Annotated in this window: 17 protein-coding genes and 1 tRNA gene; 10 read left to right on the forward strand and 8 right to left on the reverse strand. The window is 74.1% G+C overall.

Annotation, left to right across the window (positions count from 1 at the left end; translation table 11 throughout):
* The first annotated feature begins 8 nt into the window (after window positions 1–8).
* From A3CE_RS0141225 to A3CE_RS0141245, 5 genes are read left to right on the forward strand one after another with little or no spacing between them, the layout of a single operon-like run.
* The gene (locus A3CE_RS0141225) at window positions 9–803 is read left to right on the forward strand and encodes a hypothetical protein (protein WP_020645965.1); all 795 of its coding nucleotides are present in this window, start codon (window positions 9–11) and stop codon (window positions 801–803) included.
* 1 nt (window position 804) lies between these two features.
* Window positions 805–1,074 (forward strand): hypothetical protein, encoded by a 270-nt coding sequence (locus A3CE_RS0141230; protein ID WP_043791358.1) that lies wholly within the window; start codon window positions 805–807, stop codon window positions 1,072–1,074.
* Window positions 1,071–1,763, forward strand: a complete 693-nt coding sequence (locus tag A3CE_RS0141235; RefSeq protein ID WP_020645967.1) for a soluble NSF attachment family protein — start codon at window positions 1,071–1,073, stop codon at window positions 1,761–1,763. Before A3CE_RS0141230 ends, A3CE_RS0141235 begins: the two co-directional genes overlap by 4 nt.
* Complete coding sequence (locus A3CE_RS0141240; protein WP_020645968.1) at window positions 1,760–3,310, forward strand: hypothetical protein; 1,551 nt, start codon at window positions 1,760–1,762, stop codon at window positions 3,308–3,310. Before A3CE_RS0141235 ends, A3CE_RS0141240 begins: the two co-directional genes overlap by 4 nt.
* Window positions 3,307–6,423: a WD40 repeat domain-containing protein gene (locus tag A3CE_RS0141245; protein ID WP_020645969.1), complete on the forward strand. Its 3,117-nt coding sequence runs from the start codon at window positions 3,307–3,309 to the stop codon at window positions 6,421–6,423. Before A3CE_RS0141240 ends, A3CE_RS0141245 begins: the two co-directional genes overlap by 4 nt.
* A gap of 6 nt (window positions 6,424–6,429) precedes the next feature.
* On the opposite strand, the gene A3CE_RS0141250 is transcribed toward A3CE_RS0141245, so the two are convergent.
* From A3CE_RS0141250 to A3CE_RS0141260, 3 genes are all read right to left on the reverse strand, one after another.
* Complete coding sequence (locus tag A3CE_RS0141250; RefSeq protein ID WP_020645970.1) at window positions 6,430–6,639, reverse strand: radical SAM-modified peptide, FtsH ternary system-associated; 210 nt, start codon at window positions 6,637–6,639, stop codon at window positions 6,430–6,432.
* Window positions 6,636–7,679 carry a radical SAM protein gene (locus tag A3CE_RS0141255; protein ID WP_020645971.1) on the reverse strand — a complete coding sequence of 348 codons (1,044 nt, stop codon included), beginning with the start codon at window positions 7,677–7,679 and terminating at the stop codon, window positions 6,636–6,638. Before A3CE_RS0141255 ends, A3CE_RS0141250 begins: the two co-directional genes overlap by 4 nt.
* A 67-nt stretch (window positions 7,680–7,746) precedes the next feature.
* Window positions 7,747–8,025, reverse strand: coding sequence for a hypothetical protein (locus A3CE_RS0141260; protein WP_020645972.1), 279 nt, complete (start codon window positions 8,023–8,025; stop codon window positions 7,747–7,749).
* Window positions 8,026–8,210: 185 nt separating this feature from the next.
* Between A3CE_RS0141260 and A3CE_RS0141265 the strand changes: the two genes are divergently transcribed.
* Both A3CE_RS0141265 and A3CE_RS0141270 read left to right on the forward strand, forming a co-directional pair.
* Window positions 8,211–8,284: transfer RNA gene (locus tag A3CE_RS0141265), tRNA-Ile, on the forward strand.
* A 251-nt stretch (window positions 8,285–8,535) separates the two neighbouring features.
* Window positions 8,536–9,525 (forward strand): phage baseplate protein, encoded by a 990-nt coding sequence (locus A3CE_RS0141270; protein WP_020645973.1) that lies wholly within the window; start codon window positions 8,536–8,538, stop codon window positions 9,523–9,525.
* Window positions 9,526–9,620: 95 nt separating this feature from the next.
* On the opposite strand, the gene A3CE_RS0141275 is transcribed toward A3CE_RS0141270, so the two are convergent.
* Entirely contained in the window at window positions 9,621–10,142 is a 522-nt protein-coding gene (locus tag A3CE_RS0141275) for a dihydrofolate reductase family protein (protein WP_020645974.1), read from the reverse strand.
* Between the two features lie 64 nt (window positions 10,143–10,206).
* Window positions 10,207–11,184 (reverse strand): bile acid:sodium symporter family protein, encoded by a 978-nt coding sequence (locus tag A3CE_RS0141280; RefSeq protein WP_020645975.1) that lies wholly within the window; start codon window positions 11,182–11,184, stop codon window positions 10,207–10,209.
* A 97-nt stretch (window positions 11,185–11,281) separates the two neighbouring features.
* Here A3CE_RS0141280 and A3CE_RS0141285 point away from each other — a divergent pair, with 97 nt between their 5' ends.
* Window positions 11,282–12,115: a LysR family transcriptional regulator gene (locus tag A3CE_RS0141285; protein WP_020645976.1), complete on the forward strand. Its 834-nt coding sequence runs from the start codon at window positions 11,282–11,284 to the stop codon at window positions 12,113–12,115.
* Between the two features lie 6 nt (window positions 12,116–12,121).
* Here the strand turns inward: A3CE_RS0141285 and shbA are convergent, their stop codons facing one another.
* Both shbA and A3CE_RS52380 read right to left on the reverse strand, forming a co-directional pair.
* A complete protein-coding gene (shbA, locus tag A3CE_RS0141290; RefSeq protein ID WP_376741707.1) occupies window positions 12,122–12,784 on the reverse strand; it encodes an RNA polymerase sigma factor ShbA in 663 nt (220 codons plus the stop codon).
* A gap of 80 nt (window positions 12,785–12,864) precedes the next feature.
* Entirely contained in the window at window positions 12,865–13,353 is a 489-nt protein-coding gene (locus A3CE_RS52380) for an RNA polymerase sigma factor (RefSeq protein ID WP_043791361.1), read from the reverse strand.
* 699 nt (window positions 13,354–14,052) lie between these two features.
* Here A3CE_RS52380 and A3CE_RS0141300 point away from each other — a divergent pair.
* Window positions 14,053–14,316 carry a WhiB family transcriptional regulator gene (locus tag A3CE_RS0141300; protein WP_020645978.1) on the forward strand — a complete coding sequence of 88 codons (264 nt, stop codon included), beginning with the start codon at window positions 14,053–14,055 and terminating at the stop codon, window positions 14,314–14,316.
* A 186-nt stretch (window positions 14,317–14,502) separates the two neighbouring features.
* Here the strand turns inward: A3CE_RS0141300 and A3CE_RS0141305 are convergent, their stop codons facing one another.
* Complete coding sequence (locus A3CE_RS0141305; protein ID WP_020645979.1) at window positions 14,503–15,501, reverse strand: RNA polymerase subunit sigma-70; 999 nt, start codon at window positions 15,499–15,501, stop codon at window positions 14,503–14,505.
* A gap of 39 nt (window positions 15,502–15,540) precedes the next feature.
* On the opposite strand from A3CE_RS0141305, the gene A3CE_RS0141310 reads away from it, so the two are divergent.
* A complete protein-coding gene (locus A3CE_RS0141310; RefSeq protein ID WP_020645980.1) occupies window positions 15,541–16,347 on the forward strand; it encodes an SDR family NAD(P)-dependent oxidoreductase in 807 nt (268 codons plus the stop codon).
* Window positions 16,348–16,418 lie beyond the last annotated feature (71 nt).

Here is a 16,418-nt window from a genome sequence, read left to right on the forward strand (position 1 = left end):
GGCGACAGATGTGCAACCCACGGCGCGTCCAGGTACGCGCGACCAGGACGATTTCCGAGCAGTGGCGGGCGGAGATCGCCCGCACCGCCGAAGCGAGCGGCACGGTCGCCGGGGAAGCCCGGCTCGAGTGTCCACTTGCGACAATGCTGGCGCCGGCGGCGCTGGCCGCGTTCGTCGAAGCGGTGCGGGACGACGACCAGTGGGTCTTCGCGGACGGCGTGTACCGGCTGGCCGTCCCCGGCGGGCAGGTGACGTTCGACCCGGCGGGCGAGCGCATCGAGATCGTCGTGCGGCTGACCGAGCAGCTGCGGACGGAAGGGCACGCCGAACGCGTCGTGACCGGCGCGGTGGACACCGAAGTCACCGCCGAGGGCGAAGCCACCTACTACACCGACGGGTTCGCGGGCCGGACCCGCGCGGTGGCCCAGCGCGAGGCCGAGCAGGCCGCCGCGGCCGCCGCCGAAGCGAACGCGGCGCGGGAACGGGAAACGCTCACCCGCGCCGGCCGGGAACGCGCCCAGGAGGCGATGCGGGCCGACGCCGGCCGCGTCCAGGCCGAGGCGGAGGCGGACGCGCAGCGCCGGTACGCGGACGCGGCCGAGACCCGGTCCGCCGCGCTGCGCGGCGAAGCCGACGCCCGGCTGGCCGAGATCCACCGGCAGACCCTCGACGCGGTGTTCCGGACCATGGCGGCCGGCTACCGCGCCGCGATCGTCCGGTACGCGCGGCAGAACAACGCGGAGAACCTGTCGGTGACCGAGTCCGGCGACGTCGTCGAGATCCAGTTCGAGATGGAGGCGTGACGTGCGGGTACGGGTGACGATGCGGCTGAACGTCGCCACCGGGGAGATCACGCCGATGGTGGTCGACGACCTCGGGACGCGGCGCGGCGAGGACCACGACGCCCGGCACGACGAGATCGCCGCCGAGGTGGGCCGGGTGCTCGATCCCCGCCCGCGGGTCGTCGAGGTCCTGCCGGGCAGCGGGCCCGCGGAGGAGACCCCGTTGCTCCCCCGGCCCGAGGCGGAGCCGGCCGAACTGCCCGAACGGCGGACGCACACGGAGGGTGGATGAGCGGCGACCGGACCCGCTACCTCGATCTCGCCGCGGGCTGTTACGAGCGCGCCGGGCTCTTCGGCGACGCCGCGCGCTGCCGGGAAGAGGCGGGCACGCTGCTCGCCGCGGCGCCGCTGTACGTCCGGGCGGGCGATCCGGCGCGCGCGGCCGAGTGCTACGAGCGGGCCCGCCACCCGGCCGAAGCGGCGGACCTGCTGCTGCGGCTGGGCCGCGCCGAAGAGGCCGCGGGCTGCTGGGAACGGGCGGGCGAGGGCGTCACCGCCGCGTGGCTGCTGCTGGTGCACACCCGCCGGTTCCGGCACGCCCGCTGGCTGCTCGACGGCACCGGCGAACACGGCCCGCGCCACGAGCTGGCGCTCGCGCTCGCCGAAGTCCGCGAAGGCGCCGGGGAAGCGCGGCTCGAACGGGTCGTCGAACAGCTGGCCACCGGGGACGCGCTGCGGTCGGACACCGCGGCGCGGCGGGCCGAGCTGCGCGACCGCGCGGTCGCCGCGGCCGACCTGGCCGGCCGGCGCGACCTCGCGGCCACCGTGTTCGCGGCCGCCTACGGGATCGACGGCGACAGCGTCCTGCCCGCCTGGCGGGCGTGGGCCGAGGAGGCGATGGGCGGCACGCTCGGGCTGCCCGGCGAGCCCCGCCGCACTCAAGAACCCCGCCGCACTCAAGAACACGGGAGCGCGGCGTGAAGTGGCCGTTCGGGAACGGCCGCAGTGAGCCCGACCCGCTGCTCCCGCTGCCGTTGCCGCGCCCGGCCGCGCCCCAGCCGTCGTTCGACGTCCGGCCGCTGACACCGCCGGCCGCCCCGGTCCCGCCGGCCTACCCGGTGGCCCCGCCGGTAGCCGGGGACGGCGTCGGGATCCGGTTCACCGAACCGGCCCGCGCCTTCGACTTCCTCGCCGTGTTCGGCGTCGAGGGCGGGCCGGAGTACTACCGCGATCCCCGGGACGGCGCCGCGTGGGCCTTCACCGACGACCCGGCCGAGGCCGTGCTCGAGCTCGCGCGCGCCCTCGGCGGCGAAGTGGTCCGGGGGATGCCGGACGGCGCACTCGGCTGGCCGCCGATCGCGCCCGCCGAACTGGCCGCGGGCCTGGCCACCACGGCCACCCCGGTGGTGCCCGCCGAGGCCGACGTCGTCACCGGCGGCACCCTCGCGGCCGCGTTCGTCCGGCACTGCCTCGCCGCGGAGATCCCGGTCACGCTCACCGCCGTCGACCTCACCACTGCCGGCCACGAGCGCGCCGGGGTGCTGCTGCACCTGGGCAGCCCGGGCACGACCAGGCTGCCGGCCCCGCTGCTGCGGCTGCTGGCCGGGCAGCCGGGGACCACGGTCTGCCGCGCGCCGCACCCGGCCCTGCTCGTCGACTACCGGAGCGTGCTGGAACGGCCGGCCGTGGAGCTGGCCGTCGCGATCCCGCCCGGGGAGCGCTGGCTGATCGCCGACGGCGTGACCTGGGTGGTGACCGAGCGCGGCCGGCCGACGACGCCGTCGCTCGTCCTCGACACCCCGCCCGCCCCGCCACCCGAGTCCGACGTCCTCGACCCCGCGCGGCTCGACGCGGCCCTGCGCGTCGACGTCGAACTGGTGCCGTGCGGGACCGGCACCGGGGAGGTCCACGCGACCCTGATCGACCACGCGGACCTGGGCGCGCTGTGCGGCTACCTGGCGTTCGGCCCGCACGACGACGCGCTGCACCTGGTGCCCGGTGCGGGCCGCAGCCTGCTCGTCGAACCCGGCGGGCTGAGCAGGCCGGTGCCCTTCGGCGTCGGGCTCACCCGGCTCGGTTCCGACGGCCTGTACGTCGAAGCGGGCTGCCGGCTGCGGCCGCCGCCACCCCGCACGGCGCTGGTCCGGCACTACGGCCTGGCAGAGGACACCGTCGTCGCCGTCACGAGGGAGGGCGTCTTCCGGTTCTCCACCGAACACCTGGTGCCGGCGTGGACGCTCTGGCTCGGCGAACCGCCGGAAGTCCGCGCCGGTCTCGACGAGCGCGGCCGCACCCTGCTCCGCCGCTTGGACGAGGCGGTGCCGGGCCGCGCCGCGCCGCGCACCGAGGACGCCCCCGAAACCGGCGCACCGGCGGAGGATCCGGGAGCGCGTGCCGGGTTGCTGCGCGCGGCGGACCGGCTGGAGCACGCGGGAAAGCTGAGCGCGGCGGCGGCGAAACTGGAGCAGGCGGGGGAGTTCTACCGGGCGGGCCGGATCTACGAGCGCATCGCGCGTGAGCCGTCATGACGCCGGTCGCGGCGCTGACCGGCCGCACGCGGACCGGCCGGGCCCGGTGCACGGCGCTGTCCCCGGACGGCGGCGCGGTCCTGGTCGTGCGCGCCACCGGCGTCACCCTGCTCGGCCCGAGCGGCGCCCCGGTGTGGTCGAGCCCCCTCGACGTCCCCGGCGAAGACGACGTCGCCGTCGCGTGGTCGGCGACGCGGCCGGAGCTGTTCGTGCTCGCCGGACGGCGGCTGTCCGGCTTCCACCCGGAAACCGGGGCGCCGCTGCCGCCACCGGCGGCCCTGGACGGCGTCACCGACCTGACCGCCGTCGCGTTCGACGCCGCCGGCGTGCGGCTCGCGGCGGGCACGTACTCGGGTGCGGTCACCGTTGCCGACCGGGGCGACGGCTCGACCCGGCAGTTCCCCGTCGGGGGCCGGGTGCGGGCGCTGGCCTGGGGCCCGCGCGACCCCGAACTCTGCGTCGCGATGGAGCGCAACCTCCAGTTCTGGAGTCTCGGCACCGGCTCGCTGCTCTCCAGCCTGCCGTTCCTCGGGATCATCGGCGTGGCCGGGCTGGCCTGGTCCCCGGACGGCGTCCTGCTCGCCGTCGCCGGTGCGGCCGACGTGTTCACCGTGGACGTCCGCGAACGCCGCGGCCTGGACCTGCTGCGCGTCGACGGCCGCCCGGGCCGCCCGGTGACGCTGGCCTTCAGCCGCTCCGGCACCCACCTGCTCGTCGGGTTCACCGAAGCCGTCGTGATCGTCGACCGGCAGCTGCGGCAGGCGGGCACGCTGCCGGTGCGGCTGGCCGAGCCCGGCGACCTGCACGTCGGCGCCACCGGGCTGCTGCTCGGCCGGGAGAACCCCGAACTGGTGGCCTGCTGGCGGCTGGCGGACACCGAGGACGCCCCGCCCGCCGACCGGGACGGCACGGCGATCCGCCACTGGGCGCGGCGCGCGGCCCGCTCGGTCGGCCGTGACCACGGCGCGGGCAGCGCCGCGGTGCTCGCCGTCCGCGTCCGCACCCTGGTCACCGACGGGCCGGGCCGGTGGGGCCCGGGGTTCGGCTGGACGCCGCGGGGCGACGGCCGGTGCTACCAGGACGTCGGTGGCGCGCTGATCCGCACGGAGGCCGGGGGCGCGGTGCGGTGGCGGCGGCCGTTGCCGCGCGCGGGCGGGGCCCTCGACGTCGAACCGGCGGGCGGTGACGCGGAACCCCTGGCCGCACTGGGGTTCCGCAACGACGGGCCGGACGGCACCGTGCTCGTCGTCGACACCGACACCGGCGAAGTCACCGCGACCGTCCCGGGTGGACAGTCGCCGGCCTGGTCGCCGCGCGGGGACCGGCTCGCGGTCACCGCGCCCGGGCCGCGGCCGGCCGCGGTGCACGTCCACCGCGTCGCCGACCTCGGCACGGACCGGCCGCCGGTGCGGCTGGCGGCTGCGGAAGGCGTCGGCCGGATCGCCTGGTCACCCGACGGCTCGCGGCTCGCGGCCGCCTCACGGGGCCGCATCGTGCTCTGGGACGTCGAACGCCGTCAGCGGGTCGCCGGGCCGCCGCCCGCGGGCGAGCGCACGGTGTTCGGGCCGGTCGCGTGGTCACCCGACGGCACCCGGCTGGCGGCGCTGTCGGTGGGCGAACACGCCGAACTCTTCTTGTGGGACACCGGAACCTGGCGGCTGCGGCGCGAGCCGTCCGCGCCGGGCGAGCCGGGGTGGGCGCCGGCTTTGGCCTGGTCACCGGACTCGGCCACGCTGGCGTACCCGTCGGCCGCACCGGGCTCGGTGGAGCTCTACGACGTCGCGTCCGGGCGGATCGTGCGCAGCCTGCCGCCGCAGGAACGGAACGAGCACGTCTGGGCGATCCGCTGGTCGCCGGTGGCCGGCGAGCTGGTGACCACCTACCGCGGCGGGTGCGTCCGGCACTGGCGGCTGCTGGCCGAGGACCCGGACTCCCCGCCGCGGACGCCGTTCGACACGGACGTGCTGGCCCGGCTGGGCGTCACGGTCGCCGCGGCGGGCGCGGCGCTGCCGCTGTCACGGCCCGCCGACGTCCTCGCGCTGCTGGCGGGCAAGGCCCCGCCGCCGCTGGCCCGGCTGGCCGGCCACCCCGGAGTCCGGGCGCTGCAGGCGCTGCGCTGGCCGGTCGGCGGCCTGATCGGGGTGGTCACGCTGCTGGTCTGCGACCTCGGCGCGGACCCCGGTTTCCCGCTGCCGCCGGAAATCCGGCCGGCCGCGATGCTGAGCGCGCTCACCGAAGCGCTCGCCGCGCCCCCGGTGCCGGCGGACCCGGACGCGGGCGACGCGGATGCGCTGTCGGCCATCTTCGACCGCGTCGACGACGACGTCCTGACGATCCTCACCCTGCTGGGGCCGGCCGCCGTCGCCGCCGAGCCGCTGCTGCCGGCGCAGCTGCGCGGGCTGCGCGGCGGCGGAGGGTGGACTTTGTCGGCCCCGCAACGGAAACTGATCGGGCTGCGGCTGTCCACCGCGGCGGCGCGGCAGGCCGAAGGCGGCGGGCTGGGCGAGCGGGCGGGCCTGGCCCGGCACGGCCCGATCACCGCGTTGCTGCCGACGCAGCTCGCGGTCCCGGAACTGCTGGGGCTGCGGGCGAGCCGGGGCGAGCTGCTGTTCCGCACGCGCCGCGGCGGGGTGCCGCCGACGCCCCGCACGACCATCGTCGTCCTCGACGACACCCCCGCCGCCTGCGGTCAGGTCGGCACCACGCTGCGCTCGGCGGCGCACGTCCTGGCCTCGGCGGTCCTCGGCAGCGGTCAGCGGTGCCTGCTCGTCCCGTTCGGCGAACCGGCCCTCGCCGTGCCGATGGTGGAGTCCGCCGACCTCAGCCTGTTGTGGCTGGAATCGTCGCTGCGCCCCGGCGACGTCCCGGGCGCGCTGGAGGTCGCCGAGCGGGCGGCGGACGAGCACCCCGACGACCTCGGCGGCCGGGCGCGGATCGTGCTGTTCACGCACGAGCACCGGAAACTCCCGGAACGGGACCACTGGGTCGTGCGGGTGCGGTACCCGCGAAGCGGGCCGGCGGTGCCGGGAGCGCGGGTGGTGAGCCTGGCCTGCGGCGCCGGTCCGGACGAGATCCGGACCGCGGTCGCCACGGTCCTGGGCGCGGCGCCGTGACCGGTGTCAGCCGCAGAGCATCTGCTGGATGACCTCGGGCCCGAGCGCCGCCAGCAGCTTCTCGACGACTTCGGGGCGCAGGCCGTCGCCGAGGATCTCCACGCCGTTCTCCGTGCGCGAGATCCGGACGCGCACCAGCTCGCCCTTCGGGTACCGCTCGTATTCGCCGGCGTCGATCAGGTCGGGCAGGTCCGGCACGAAGGCGTGGTCGGTCATCGTCCCCTCACGGTTTCGGGATGTCCGGCGGATTTCCAGCGGCCCGCCACCGTGGTGCCACAGGCGGGGCAGGCGCCGCCGGACAGGTGGGAGCGCACCGCGCCCCACACCGCCCGTTCGACGACCGCGGTGCCGCACGACGGGCAGCTGGTGGTCCGCCCGGCTTCGCCGAGCGCGCGCTCGACGTAGACGTGCTTCAGGCCCGCATCCCGGCCGATCTTCACCGCTTCGGCCAGCGCTTCCGGCGCGGTCGGCCGGTCGCCGCTGCGACGGTAGGTCGGCGTGTACCGCAGCAGGTGCCACGGGACGTCCGGATCGACGGCGGCGATCTCCCGGGCGATCGCGGCGAGGTCGGCGGGAGCCGAGCTGACCCCGGGGATCAGCGGCGTGCTGACCTCCGCCCACACGCCGAGCTCGCGGAACAGCCCGAGCGCGGCGAACACCGGCCGCACCGGGGCCCCGGTCAGCTCCCGGTGCCGCGCGTCGTCGCTGCCCTTGACGTCGATGTTCACCGCGGCCAGCGCCGGCCCGACGAGCCGGACCGCCTCTTCGGTGAGGTAGCCGTTGCTCTTCCACACGACGTCGACCCCGAGCGGCGCACCCGCTTCGGCGACGGCGAGCGTGAGTTCCAGCGCCAGCGACGGTTCGGTGTAGGAAAAGGCGACGGCGGCACCGGCGGCCGCGGCTTCGCGGGCCAGCTCACCCGCGTCGACCGGTTCGGCCTGCCACTCGGCCTGCTCGTCACGCCCGAATTGGGAAAGGCGGAAGTTGATGCAGTAGTCGCACCGGAAACTGCACCCGGGTGCCGCGACGGTGAGGGTTTCACTGCCCGGCCGGAAATGGTAAAAGGGTTTCCGCTCGATCACGTCACGGTGGCGGACCGACGTCGCGAACGTAGCTGTCTCCCCGCCGTGCCCGGTGCGGCGCCGGACCTTGCAGGCCCCGGTCTGACCATCGGCGAGCGCGCAGCCGATCGGGCACAGCGTGCATTTCAGCCGTGACCCCGACGGTTCGAACAACAGCGCAGGTCGCCAGTCCACGTAGAGCCTTTCCCCAGTGGGCTTTCCGGAAATCCATCATATCGCGGAGTTCCCGATTCCGGGAGAATCACCGCGGCCAAGGTGACGGCTTGTCCCGCAGTTCGTCGGCGAAGATCGCGTCGACCCGCGAACTCGCCTGCCGCAGCAGCCGCGCCGCCGCCCGGACCACACCGGCGAACCCCACGCCGAGGAGCAAGGCCAGGCCGATGGCCGCGGAGTTCGCCACGAGCGCCTCCCGGTACTGGTGCGCGAGGTAACCCAGGGCCGCCCCGGCGGTCAGTGCGTCGAGCAGCGCCAGCTTGACGGCCCGGGAGCGGGGCGGTGTGGTCCGCGGTGACGTGGCCATGGCCCTCCCGCCGTTCCGTTCAGCGGTGACGCCCTTGCAAGGTAGACGAGCCTGCGCCGGTTGGCGGGCACTTCAACCTGTTTGGCCTACCGGATCTGCCCGGATGGCCGCTGTGATAACTTGGAGCGAACTGAGTCTTCTGTGCGGAAGCAAACCCCCCGTGCCGCCTACGCGCCGGGGGTCAGGGGGCGGTAGCTCAGTTGGTTAGAGCAGGGGACTCATAATCCCTTGGCCGCGGGTTCGAGCCCCGCCCGCCCCACCCGATCTTCGTTCCCGCCTGTTCGGCGGGCACGCCTTCCCCCTTGGCGATCATCGTCATCGCCTCTGGGGGCCCAGCCCCCAGACCCCGGCCGGGGGCGAGCCCCCGGACCCCCACACCGTGGTCGCCTTCGGTTCGGGCGTTGCGGTCGTGCCGCGCGGGTGTCTACAACCCTGGATCCCCGGTTGTACGCCGCGTGTACGACGCGGAGGCAGGGTCGCTCGCCATACATCCGATCCAGGAGGCGAGCAGTGCCACAGAACCCCCTTCCCGACCTCACCCGGCGAGCGCTTTCCCGGCGGTCGCTCTTCCGGGCCGGGGCCGCCACCGCCGTCGCGCTCGGCAGCGGGGCCCTGCTCACCCGGACCGCTTTCGCCGGGGAACTCCCCACCTCGCCCTACATCGACATCACCAAGCCCTCCCAGGACCTCTTCCGCAGCAAGATGCTGCACGAATCGCACCACGTCATGCAGGGCTTCGCCTTCGACAACGTCAACCGGCGGCTCTTCGTCGTGCAGGCGCAGAACGGCACCTCCGGCGACGACCTGTGCGTCAACCAGGTCAGCTTCTCCGGCGAACTGCTCGGCTCGATGCACCTGGGGCACGCCGGGCACGGCGTGTCGTTCGGCGTCGAACCCGTCGGCACCGCGTCCTACATCTGGATGGAATGCGACGCCGACGGGACCACCACCGACGCCCGCGGCACCGCCCTCGCCCGCTTCAAGTTCGTCAACGGCGGCACCCCGTCCATGAAGAAGTTCCTCACCGGCAGCAAGACCATCACCTGCGCCACCGACCCGGTGTACCAGCGGATCGCCGTGCGCCGCAGCGAAGGCGGCCAGATGTGGTACAGCGTCCATCCGCTCGCCAAGGCCGCCGCCGGCGACTTCTCCACGCCGCTGGCCCACTTCCCGCAACCGGCGCTGAGCACGTCGAGCGTCGTCTTCCAGGGCTACACGATCCTCGGCAGCTATCTGTACACATTGGACGGATCGGGGCACGCCGACGCGGCGGACATCGACTCCTACGTCACGCGCATCGACATGAAGACCGGCGAGGTGAAGGAGCGCGCGATCACCCGGGCCGGCGAGTCCCTCGTCTACCGCGAACCCGAGGGCATGGCGGTGTACCGCACGGCCGACGGCGAAACCCGGCTCTTCCTCGGCTTCGGTTCACGTAGCAGCATGGACGACATCAACCGCTACGCCAACATCTTCTCCAAGAACGTCATGGTCGGGTGAGACGGGAAACGCACCTGACCGTCCACAAGGGAGCGGAAAGTCCGTGAATGGCACATCGAGGGACGTAGAGTCCCTGAATGTGCCATTCACGGACTTCAGGCGACCCGGTACCAGGCGTTGGTGATCGGGCCGGCGTGGCTCAGCTCCACGGGCGTCAGCCGCACCTGCGTCCCGCCGGGGTGGTCGAAGAGCCGGACGCCGTCGCCGAGCAGGACCGGGGCCACGTGCACCAGCACTTCGTCGAGCAGCCCGGCTTCCAGGCACCGCCGGGCCGTCGTGGCCCCCAGCACCGCGACGTAGCCGTCTCCCGCCGCCTCGGAAGCCGCCGCCACGGCCTTGCCCAGGTCGTCGACGAGGGTGAAACCAGGTGACGGCGGCGCGTCGCGGGTCACCACGAAGATCGGGCCTCGCCAACGGCCGCCGTAGACCTCGCCCTCCGCCGTCGTCGCGGGCGCGTAGGTGTGGTGGCCCATCAGCACCGCGCCGATCCCGCCGATCACCCGCTCGACGACCGGGTTCGGCCCGGCGTGCAGGTCGCGAAGCCAGGTCATGTCGTCGCCGGGTGCCGCGACGAAACCGTCGAGGGACATCGTGATGTGGTACAGCAGCTTGGCCATGGGACCGCCTTTCGGTATTGGGGGGGCACCCTGTACCGACGACGCGCCCGGAAAAACTCATCGGTCAGGCCGGCATGAGTTCCCTGGCCTCCGACGCGGCGGCGTAGCGGCGCGCCAGTGTCGCGCAGACGATCAGCTGGATCTGGTGGAACAGCATCAGCGGCAGCACGATCAGCCCCACCTGGGCGTGCCCGAACAGCACCGTCGCCATCGGCAGGCCGCTGGCCAGGCTCTTCTTCGACCCGCAGAACACGATGGTGATCCGGTCGGCGCGGGCGAAGCCCAGCACGCGGGCAGCCTGCCCGGTCGCGCCCAGCACCGCCGCGAGCAGGACGCCGCACACCACGACGAGCACCAGCAGGTGGCCGAGGTCGAGCCGGTGCCAGATGCCTTCGGTCATGCCCGCGCTGAACGCCGTGTAGACCACCAGGAGGATCGAGCCGCGGTCGACCAGCTTCAACGGCGCGGAGTGGCGCGTGATCCAGCCGCCGATCCAGCGCCGGGCCAGCTGGCCCGCCACGAACGGCGCGAGCAGCTGCAGCACGATCCCGAGCACGGCCGAGCCGTCGACACCGGCGCCGTCGCCGGCGAGCAGCAGCGCCACCAGCAGCGGGGTGAGCACGATCCCGGCCAGGTTGGACAGCGACGCGCTGCAGATCGCCGCCGCGACGTTGCCGCGCGCGATCGAGGTGAACGCGATCGACGACTGCACCGTCGAGGGCAGCACGGCGAGGAACAGCACGCCGGCGGCGAGGTCCGGGGGCAGCACCGACGAAGGCAGCAGCATCGCGGCCAGGCCGAGCAGGGGGAACAGGACGAACGTCGCGGCCAGCACGAGCGCGTGCAGCCGCCAGTGCCGCAGCCCGTCCAGGGCCTCCTGCGTGGACAACCGGGCGCCGTAGAGGAAGAACAGCACCCCCACGGCGACCGTGGTGGCGACGCCGAAGCCGCCGGCCACCACACCCGAAGCGGGCAGCAGGGTGGCGACGCCGACGGTCGCGAGGATGGCGAGGACGAACGGGTCTGGACGCAACCGGGACATGGATCTCCTTCCACGGCCCATTCTCGGCGCTCGCGCGATCATTGTGAACCCCGATGACCGGACTGACTGTCATCGCGAATCGCGATAGGGTGACGCGGTGCTGGACTCCCGCCTGTGCCGTTCGTTCCTCGCCGTCGCCGAGACGCGCAGCTTCACCGCGGCCGCGCGGCGGCTGGGGGTCGGCCAGCCGACGGTCAGCCAGCACGTCCGGCGGCTGGAACGCGACGCGGGCGGGCTGCTCTTCGCCCGCGACACCCACACCGTGGAGCTCACCGCGCGCGGCCAGGCGATGCTGGGCTTCGCGCAGACGATCATCGACACCGAAGAGCGCGCGGAGCGGCACTTTCGCGGCGCCGAGCTCCGCGGCCGCGTGCGCTTCGGCGTGTCCGAGGACTTCGCGCTCGGCGAGCTGCCGGAGATCCTGCACCGGCTGCGCCGCAGTCACCCGCTGGTGGACGTCGAGCTGACCGTCGAGCTGTCGGACGTCCTGGCCCAGCGCCTGCGGGCCGGGCAGCTCGACCTGGTGCTGGGGAAACGCCGTCCGGGCGCGCACCACGGCCGGCTGCTCTGGCGGGAACCCCTGGTCTGGATCGGGTCGGCGGCGACGGTGCTGGAGCCGGGCCGGCCGGTGCCGCTGGTGCAGTACCCGATGCCGTCGATCACGCGGCAGCTGGCGGTGGAGTGCCTCGAACGCGCCGGCCTCGAGTGGCGCGCGGCGTGCCAGACGTCGAGCCTCACCGGCCTGCGGGCCGCGGCGGCGGCCGGGCTGGGTGTCACCCTGCACGCGCGCAGCCTGGTGCCGCCCGACCTGGTCGAGCTCGACGGCCTGCCCGAGCCCGGTGACATCGAGTTCATGCTGCTGGCGCGGGAGTCGATGGAAGGACCGGCGGCGGCGCTGGCGGACTTCGTCCTCGAGCGCGTGGCGCGCTAGCCCTCTTCAGTCCTCTTCGCCGGTGAGCAGGCGGCGCAGGCGGCCGAGCGCGCGGTGCTGGGCGACGCGGACGGCGCCGGGCGTCGAACCCACCGCCGTGGCCGTCTCCTCGGCCGAGAGCCCCACGACCACGCGCAGCACGACGATCTCCCGCTGTTTGGCCGGCAGCACGTCGAGCAGCCGGGCCAGCCGCTCGTTCAGCTCGAACCGCAGCGCGTGCTGCTCCGGGCCGGCGGTTTCGCTGACGCCGTCGGGCACCTCGGGCACCGGGTCGGTGCGGTTGCGGGCCGCCGCGCGGTGCGCGTCGGCGACCTTGTGCTGGGCGATGCCGTAGACGAAGGCGAGGAACGGGCGGCCCTGGTCGTGGTAGGACGGCAGCGCGGTGAGCACGGCGAGGCACACCTCCTGGGCGACGTCGTCGGCCGAGGCGAACGACCGTTCGTGCCGTCCGACGCGGGCCCGGCAGTAGCGCACCACCAGCGGCCGGATGGTGGCGAGCAGGCGGGCTGTCGCGGCGTCGTCACCGGCGATCGCGGCGGCGACCGGCTCGTCGTGCCGCCGCCAGTGCGACGGGAACGCTTCGACGGGCTGCGCCGCGGCGATCTCCCGGACCAGGGCCCGGCTGCGCACCCGCAGCAGGGCGCCCTCCACGTCGAGGCCACCGCGCATCGAGTCGTGCAGCGCGGCGTTGGACTCCCGCAGCAGCTCGGTGACCGCCCGATCCCCGTACTCGGTTGCCGGCATTCTGTTCACCTTTCCCTGTCCCGGTGGCCGCCGGGCCGGGCGCCCTGCTGTCGTCGGAGGCGTTCGCGCACGTGGCGGAGGGTGGAGCGGACGGTCGACGGGGTGATCCGGAGCGCCTCCGCGATCTGGGCGGGGGTGAACCCGTCGAGCGACCACGCGAGGACCATCCGTTGCCGGCCGGGGAGGGAAGCGAGCAGGTCGATGAGCCCCGCGTGCTTCTCGACCAGCGCGGCGAGCTCCTCGTCGTCCCGCGGGTCGCCCCCCAGGGACCAGTCCGCGCGCGCGTCGCCCGCGGCGTCGAGCAGCTGTCCGACGACCCGGCGGACCCAGGCCCGCGGGTCCCCGGCGACCGGCCACGCTTCCAGCGCGTGCAGCATCGCCTCGGCGGCGACGTCGCGCGCGGTCTCGACCTCGAACCCGGCCTTGCAGAGGAACGCCACGAGTGGCGGGAACTCGGCGCGGAAGAACGCGTCGAACTCGTCATGACCCCACACGGACCCCTCACCGCCCCTCGCCTCCACAAGGACAGGTGCGGTGAAGGGGCGGCTACGTGTAACGATTCGATCAAGACTGCCCGGCCGGAGTAATGGACCGCGTCGCAGTGGTGACGGCCGGTGACGAATGACTGCGGAGATGTCGGGTACCCGAGGCCGATGATCTACCGAGACGCGATCGCGACGGCGCCCCGCGAGGGGGCGCGAGCCGTGCTCGCCCGCGGTGGTGCCGATCCGCGAAACGGGGGTCCGCGAACGGCGGATTCCGGTCACCGGCCCGGCAGCCGGGGTGTGGCTGCCGGCCGCCGCCGTCTCCGCCGGGAGGTGGCCGGCGCCGCCGCCCGGCGATGCCGTCGCGTCCGGCGGGAAAAGCCTTGCCGGATCAGGGAAAGACGGACGGCGCGCGCGGACTGAGGTTCGCGCGGGAGCCGGGCGGCGGAGCCGCGACGGCGGCCCCGGTCCGGGGCGCGCGGGGACGCGATCTCGCCGATCGGGTGACGTGATCGACATCGAGATCCCGGGAAGAAGGGCGTACTCTCATGTGTTGCAGTCTTGGTTGCCCGGAGGGTGAGCCGGGGACCGAAGCCAAAACCCCCTTGACCCAGGCGGATAAGCTCGCGCGTCCGCCGCGGTCAAGTCGGTTGACGCGCCCCCACAATGGGAAGCAGTAAGAGAGAGCAAGGGAGGTGAACGAAGGAAATGGAAGCCACGATGACGGGCTGGGCGGAACTCGCGGCCTGCAAGGACGAGGACCCGGAACTGTTCTTCCCGATCTCCGAGGTCGGTCCCGGCGGCCGCCAGACGGCGCAGGCGAAGGCCGTGTGCGCGCGCTGCCCGGTGCGTGCCGAATGCCTCGGCTACGCGCTCGACAACGGCCTCGACCACGGCGTCTTCGGCGGCGCCACCGCGGATGAACGCCGCCGGCTGGTGCGGACCGCTCCGCAGCGGCACCGAGCTGCCTGACCCGCCGCCCGGTGACCTCTTCCCGGCGGCCTCGAGCATGAAACCCCCGAATCCGGAAAAATCGAGATTCGCGGTGTGTGCCCGGGCGGGTGATTCCTGAGTGAATCACCCGCCCGGGCTTTTCGTCGTTCGAAGGGCGGTGAGTAAGTATGCGATTGTTCGCATCAGTCTCCCGGCGGGGAGACGTCATTCCCCTCCGTGGTCGTCCGGCCACGTCTCGGGCATTCCCCAGGCGGCGGCCGAGGCCGACTCGAAGGCGGCCATCGCCGTCACCAGCCCGGCCTCGATCGTCAGCAGGGTGACCCCGAACCACCGGTAATCGTGCTCACCTGGGCGCCGCAGATAGCCGGCGACGGCGGGCTGCCGGTTGGCGCGGGTCGGCCGCATCCGGAACCGCCCGATGCAGTGCGGCGAAGCCGGATCCATCGACAGCGAGAGCGCCCGGACGATCGAGGCGCGGTTGCCGAACCACAACGGGTACGGCGGCATGACGGCCTGGGCGTCCTCGTGCAGCAGCCGGGCGACCGCGGCGGGGTCGCCGTCGGTGTACGCCGCGATGAACCGCTTCAGCAGCGCGGTTTCCCCGGTGGTCGGGTCGCCGGCCGTCCACTCGGCACGGCGCGCGGGCAGTCGCTCACGCAACGTCGCGCGAGCCCGCTGGAGCGCGCTGTTCGCCGACGCGACGCTCGTCTCCAGCGACGCCGCGGTCTCCTTCGCCGACCAGCCGAGCACGTCACGCAGGACGAGCGTCGCCCGCTGCCGCGGCGGCAGGTACTGGAGGGCGGCGAGGTACGCCAGCTCGATGGTCTCCCGCTCGATCACGGTGGCCCCCGTGTCGTCCGGCGCCGCCGCGTCGAGCAGCCGGTCCGGGTACGGCTCGAGCCACGGCAGGTCGACGGCGGTGATCGGGCCGTCCGGTTCGCCGGCCGGGCCGAGCTGGTCGGGCAGCACCCGCCGCGGACGGCGGGCGAGGACGTCGAGGCACGCGTTCGTCGCGATCCGGTACAGCCAGGTACGCGCGCTCGCCCGGCCTTCGAAGCCGTCCCGGCCCTTCCACGCTCGCAGGAACGTCTCCTGCGCGAGGTCTTCGGCGTCGGCCAGGGAACCGAGCATCCGGTAGCAGTGCACCTGGATCTCCCGGCGGTGCCGTTCGACGAGCGTCTCGAAGTCGCTGACGTGACCCACCCCGGCACGCTAGCGCACCCCGGCTGGGAGAATGTTGCAGTGAGCGGAACGGTGCTGGTGCTCGGCGGACGCAGCGAGATCGGGCTGGCCGTGGCGAAACGCCTGGTCAGCGGGGACACCCGGCGGTTCGTGCTGGCCGCGCGGCCGGGCGCGGACCTGGCCGCGGAGGTCGCGGCGCTGCGCGAGGCGGGTGCCGAAACGGTGGAAACGGCCGAGTTCGACGCCGACGACCTCGCCGCGCAGGGCCCGTTCCTGGAGAAGGTGGCGGCCGGGCACGGGCCGCTCGGCGTGGTCGTGCTCGCCTTCGGCATCCTCGGCGACCAGGCCCGCGCCGAGACGGACGCCGCGCACGCCACGGCGATCGTGCACACCGACTACGTCGCCCAGGTCGGCGTGCTGACCCACGCCGCGAACCTGCTGCGCGCGCAGGGGCACGGCAGCCTGGTCGTGTTCTCCTCGGTGGCCGGGGTGCGCGTGCGCCGCGCGAACTACGTCTACGGCTCGGCCAAAGCCGGTCTCGACGGCTTCGCGAGCGGCCTCGCCGACGCCTTGCACTGTGACAACCGGGGCTCCGCCCCGGGCCGGGGGCTCCGCCACCCGGGCCCCCGAAAACGCGGTGGCTCGGGCGTCCATTTGCTGCTCGTCCGTCCCGGTTTCGTGATCGGCCGGATGACCGAGGGCATGACGCCCGCGCCGTTCTCCAGCACCCCGGACCAGGTGGCCGACGCGACGGTCGCCGCGTTGCGCCGCGGCCGCGGGGTCGTCTGGGTGCCCGGCATCCTCCGAACGGTCTTCTTCGGGATGCGCTTTCTGCCGCGCGCGATCTGGCGCAGGATGCCGCGCTAGCCGCCCAATGTGGCCACTGCCACAGCACTTTCCCGTGCCCGCCCGGGTACTTTCCGTGGCGAAACCCGTCG

It is taken from the genome of Amycolatopsis balhimycina FH 1894 (genome assembly GCF_000384295.1).
Lineage (GTDB): Bacteria > Actinomycetota > Actinomycetes > Mycobacteriales > Pseudonocardiaceae > Amycolatopsis > Amycolatopsis balhimycina.

Coding starts and splice junctions, on each gene's coding strand:
- A3CE_RS0141225 (WP_020645965.1), top strand. CDS start 9: ATGTGCAACCCACGGCGCGTCCAGGTACGCGCGACCAGGACGATTTCC.
- A3CE_RS0141235 (WP_020645967.1), top strand. CDS start 1,071: ATGAGCGGCGACCGGACCCGCTACCTCGATCTCGCCGCGGGCTGTTAC.
- A3CE_RS0141245 (WP_020645969.1), top strand. CDS start 3,307: ATGACGCCGGTCGCGGCGCTGACCGGCCGCACGCGGACCGGCCGGGCC.
- A3CE_RS0141250 (WP_020645970.1), bottom strand. CDS start 6,639: ATGACCGACCACGCCTTCGTGCCGGACCTGCCCGACCTGATCGACGCC.
- A3CE_RS0141260 (WP_020645972.1), bottom strand. CDS start 8,025: ATGGCCACGTCACCGCGGACCACACCGCCCCGCTCCCGGGCCGTCAAG.
- A3CE_RS0141275 (WP_020645974.1), bottom strand. CDS start 10,142: ATGGCCAAGCTGCTGTACCACATCACGATGTCCCTCGACGGTTTCGTC.
- A3CE_RS0141280 (WP_020645975.1), bottom strand. CDS start 11,184: ATGTCCCGGTTGCGTCCAGACCCGTTCGTCCTCGCCATCCTCGCGACC.
- shbA (WP_376741707.1), bottom strand. CDS start 12,784: ATGCGCGGTGGCCTCGACGTGGAGGGCGCCCTGCTGCGGGTGCGCAGC.
- A3CE_RS0141300 (WP_020645978.1), top strand. CDS start 14,053: ATGGAAGCCACGATGACGGGCTGGGCGGAACTCGCGGCCTGCAAGGAC.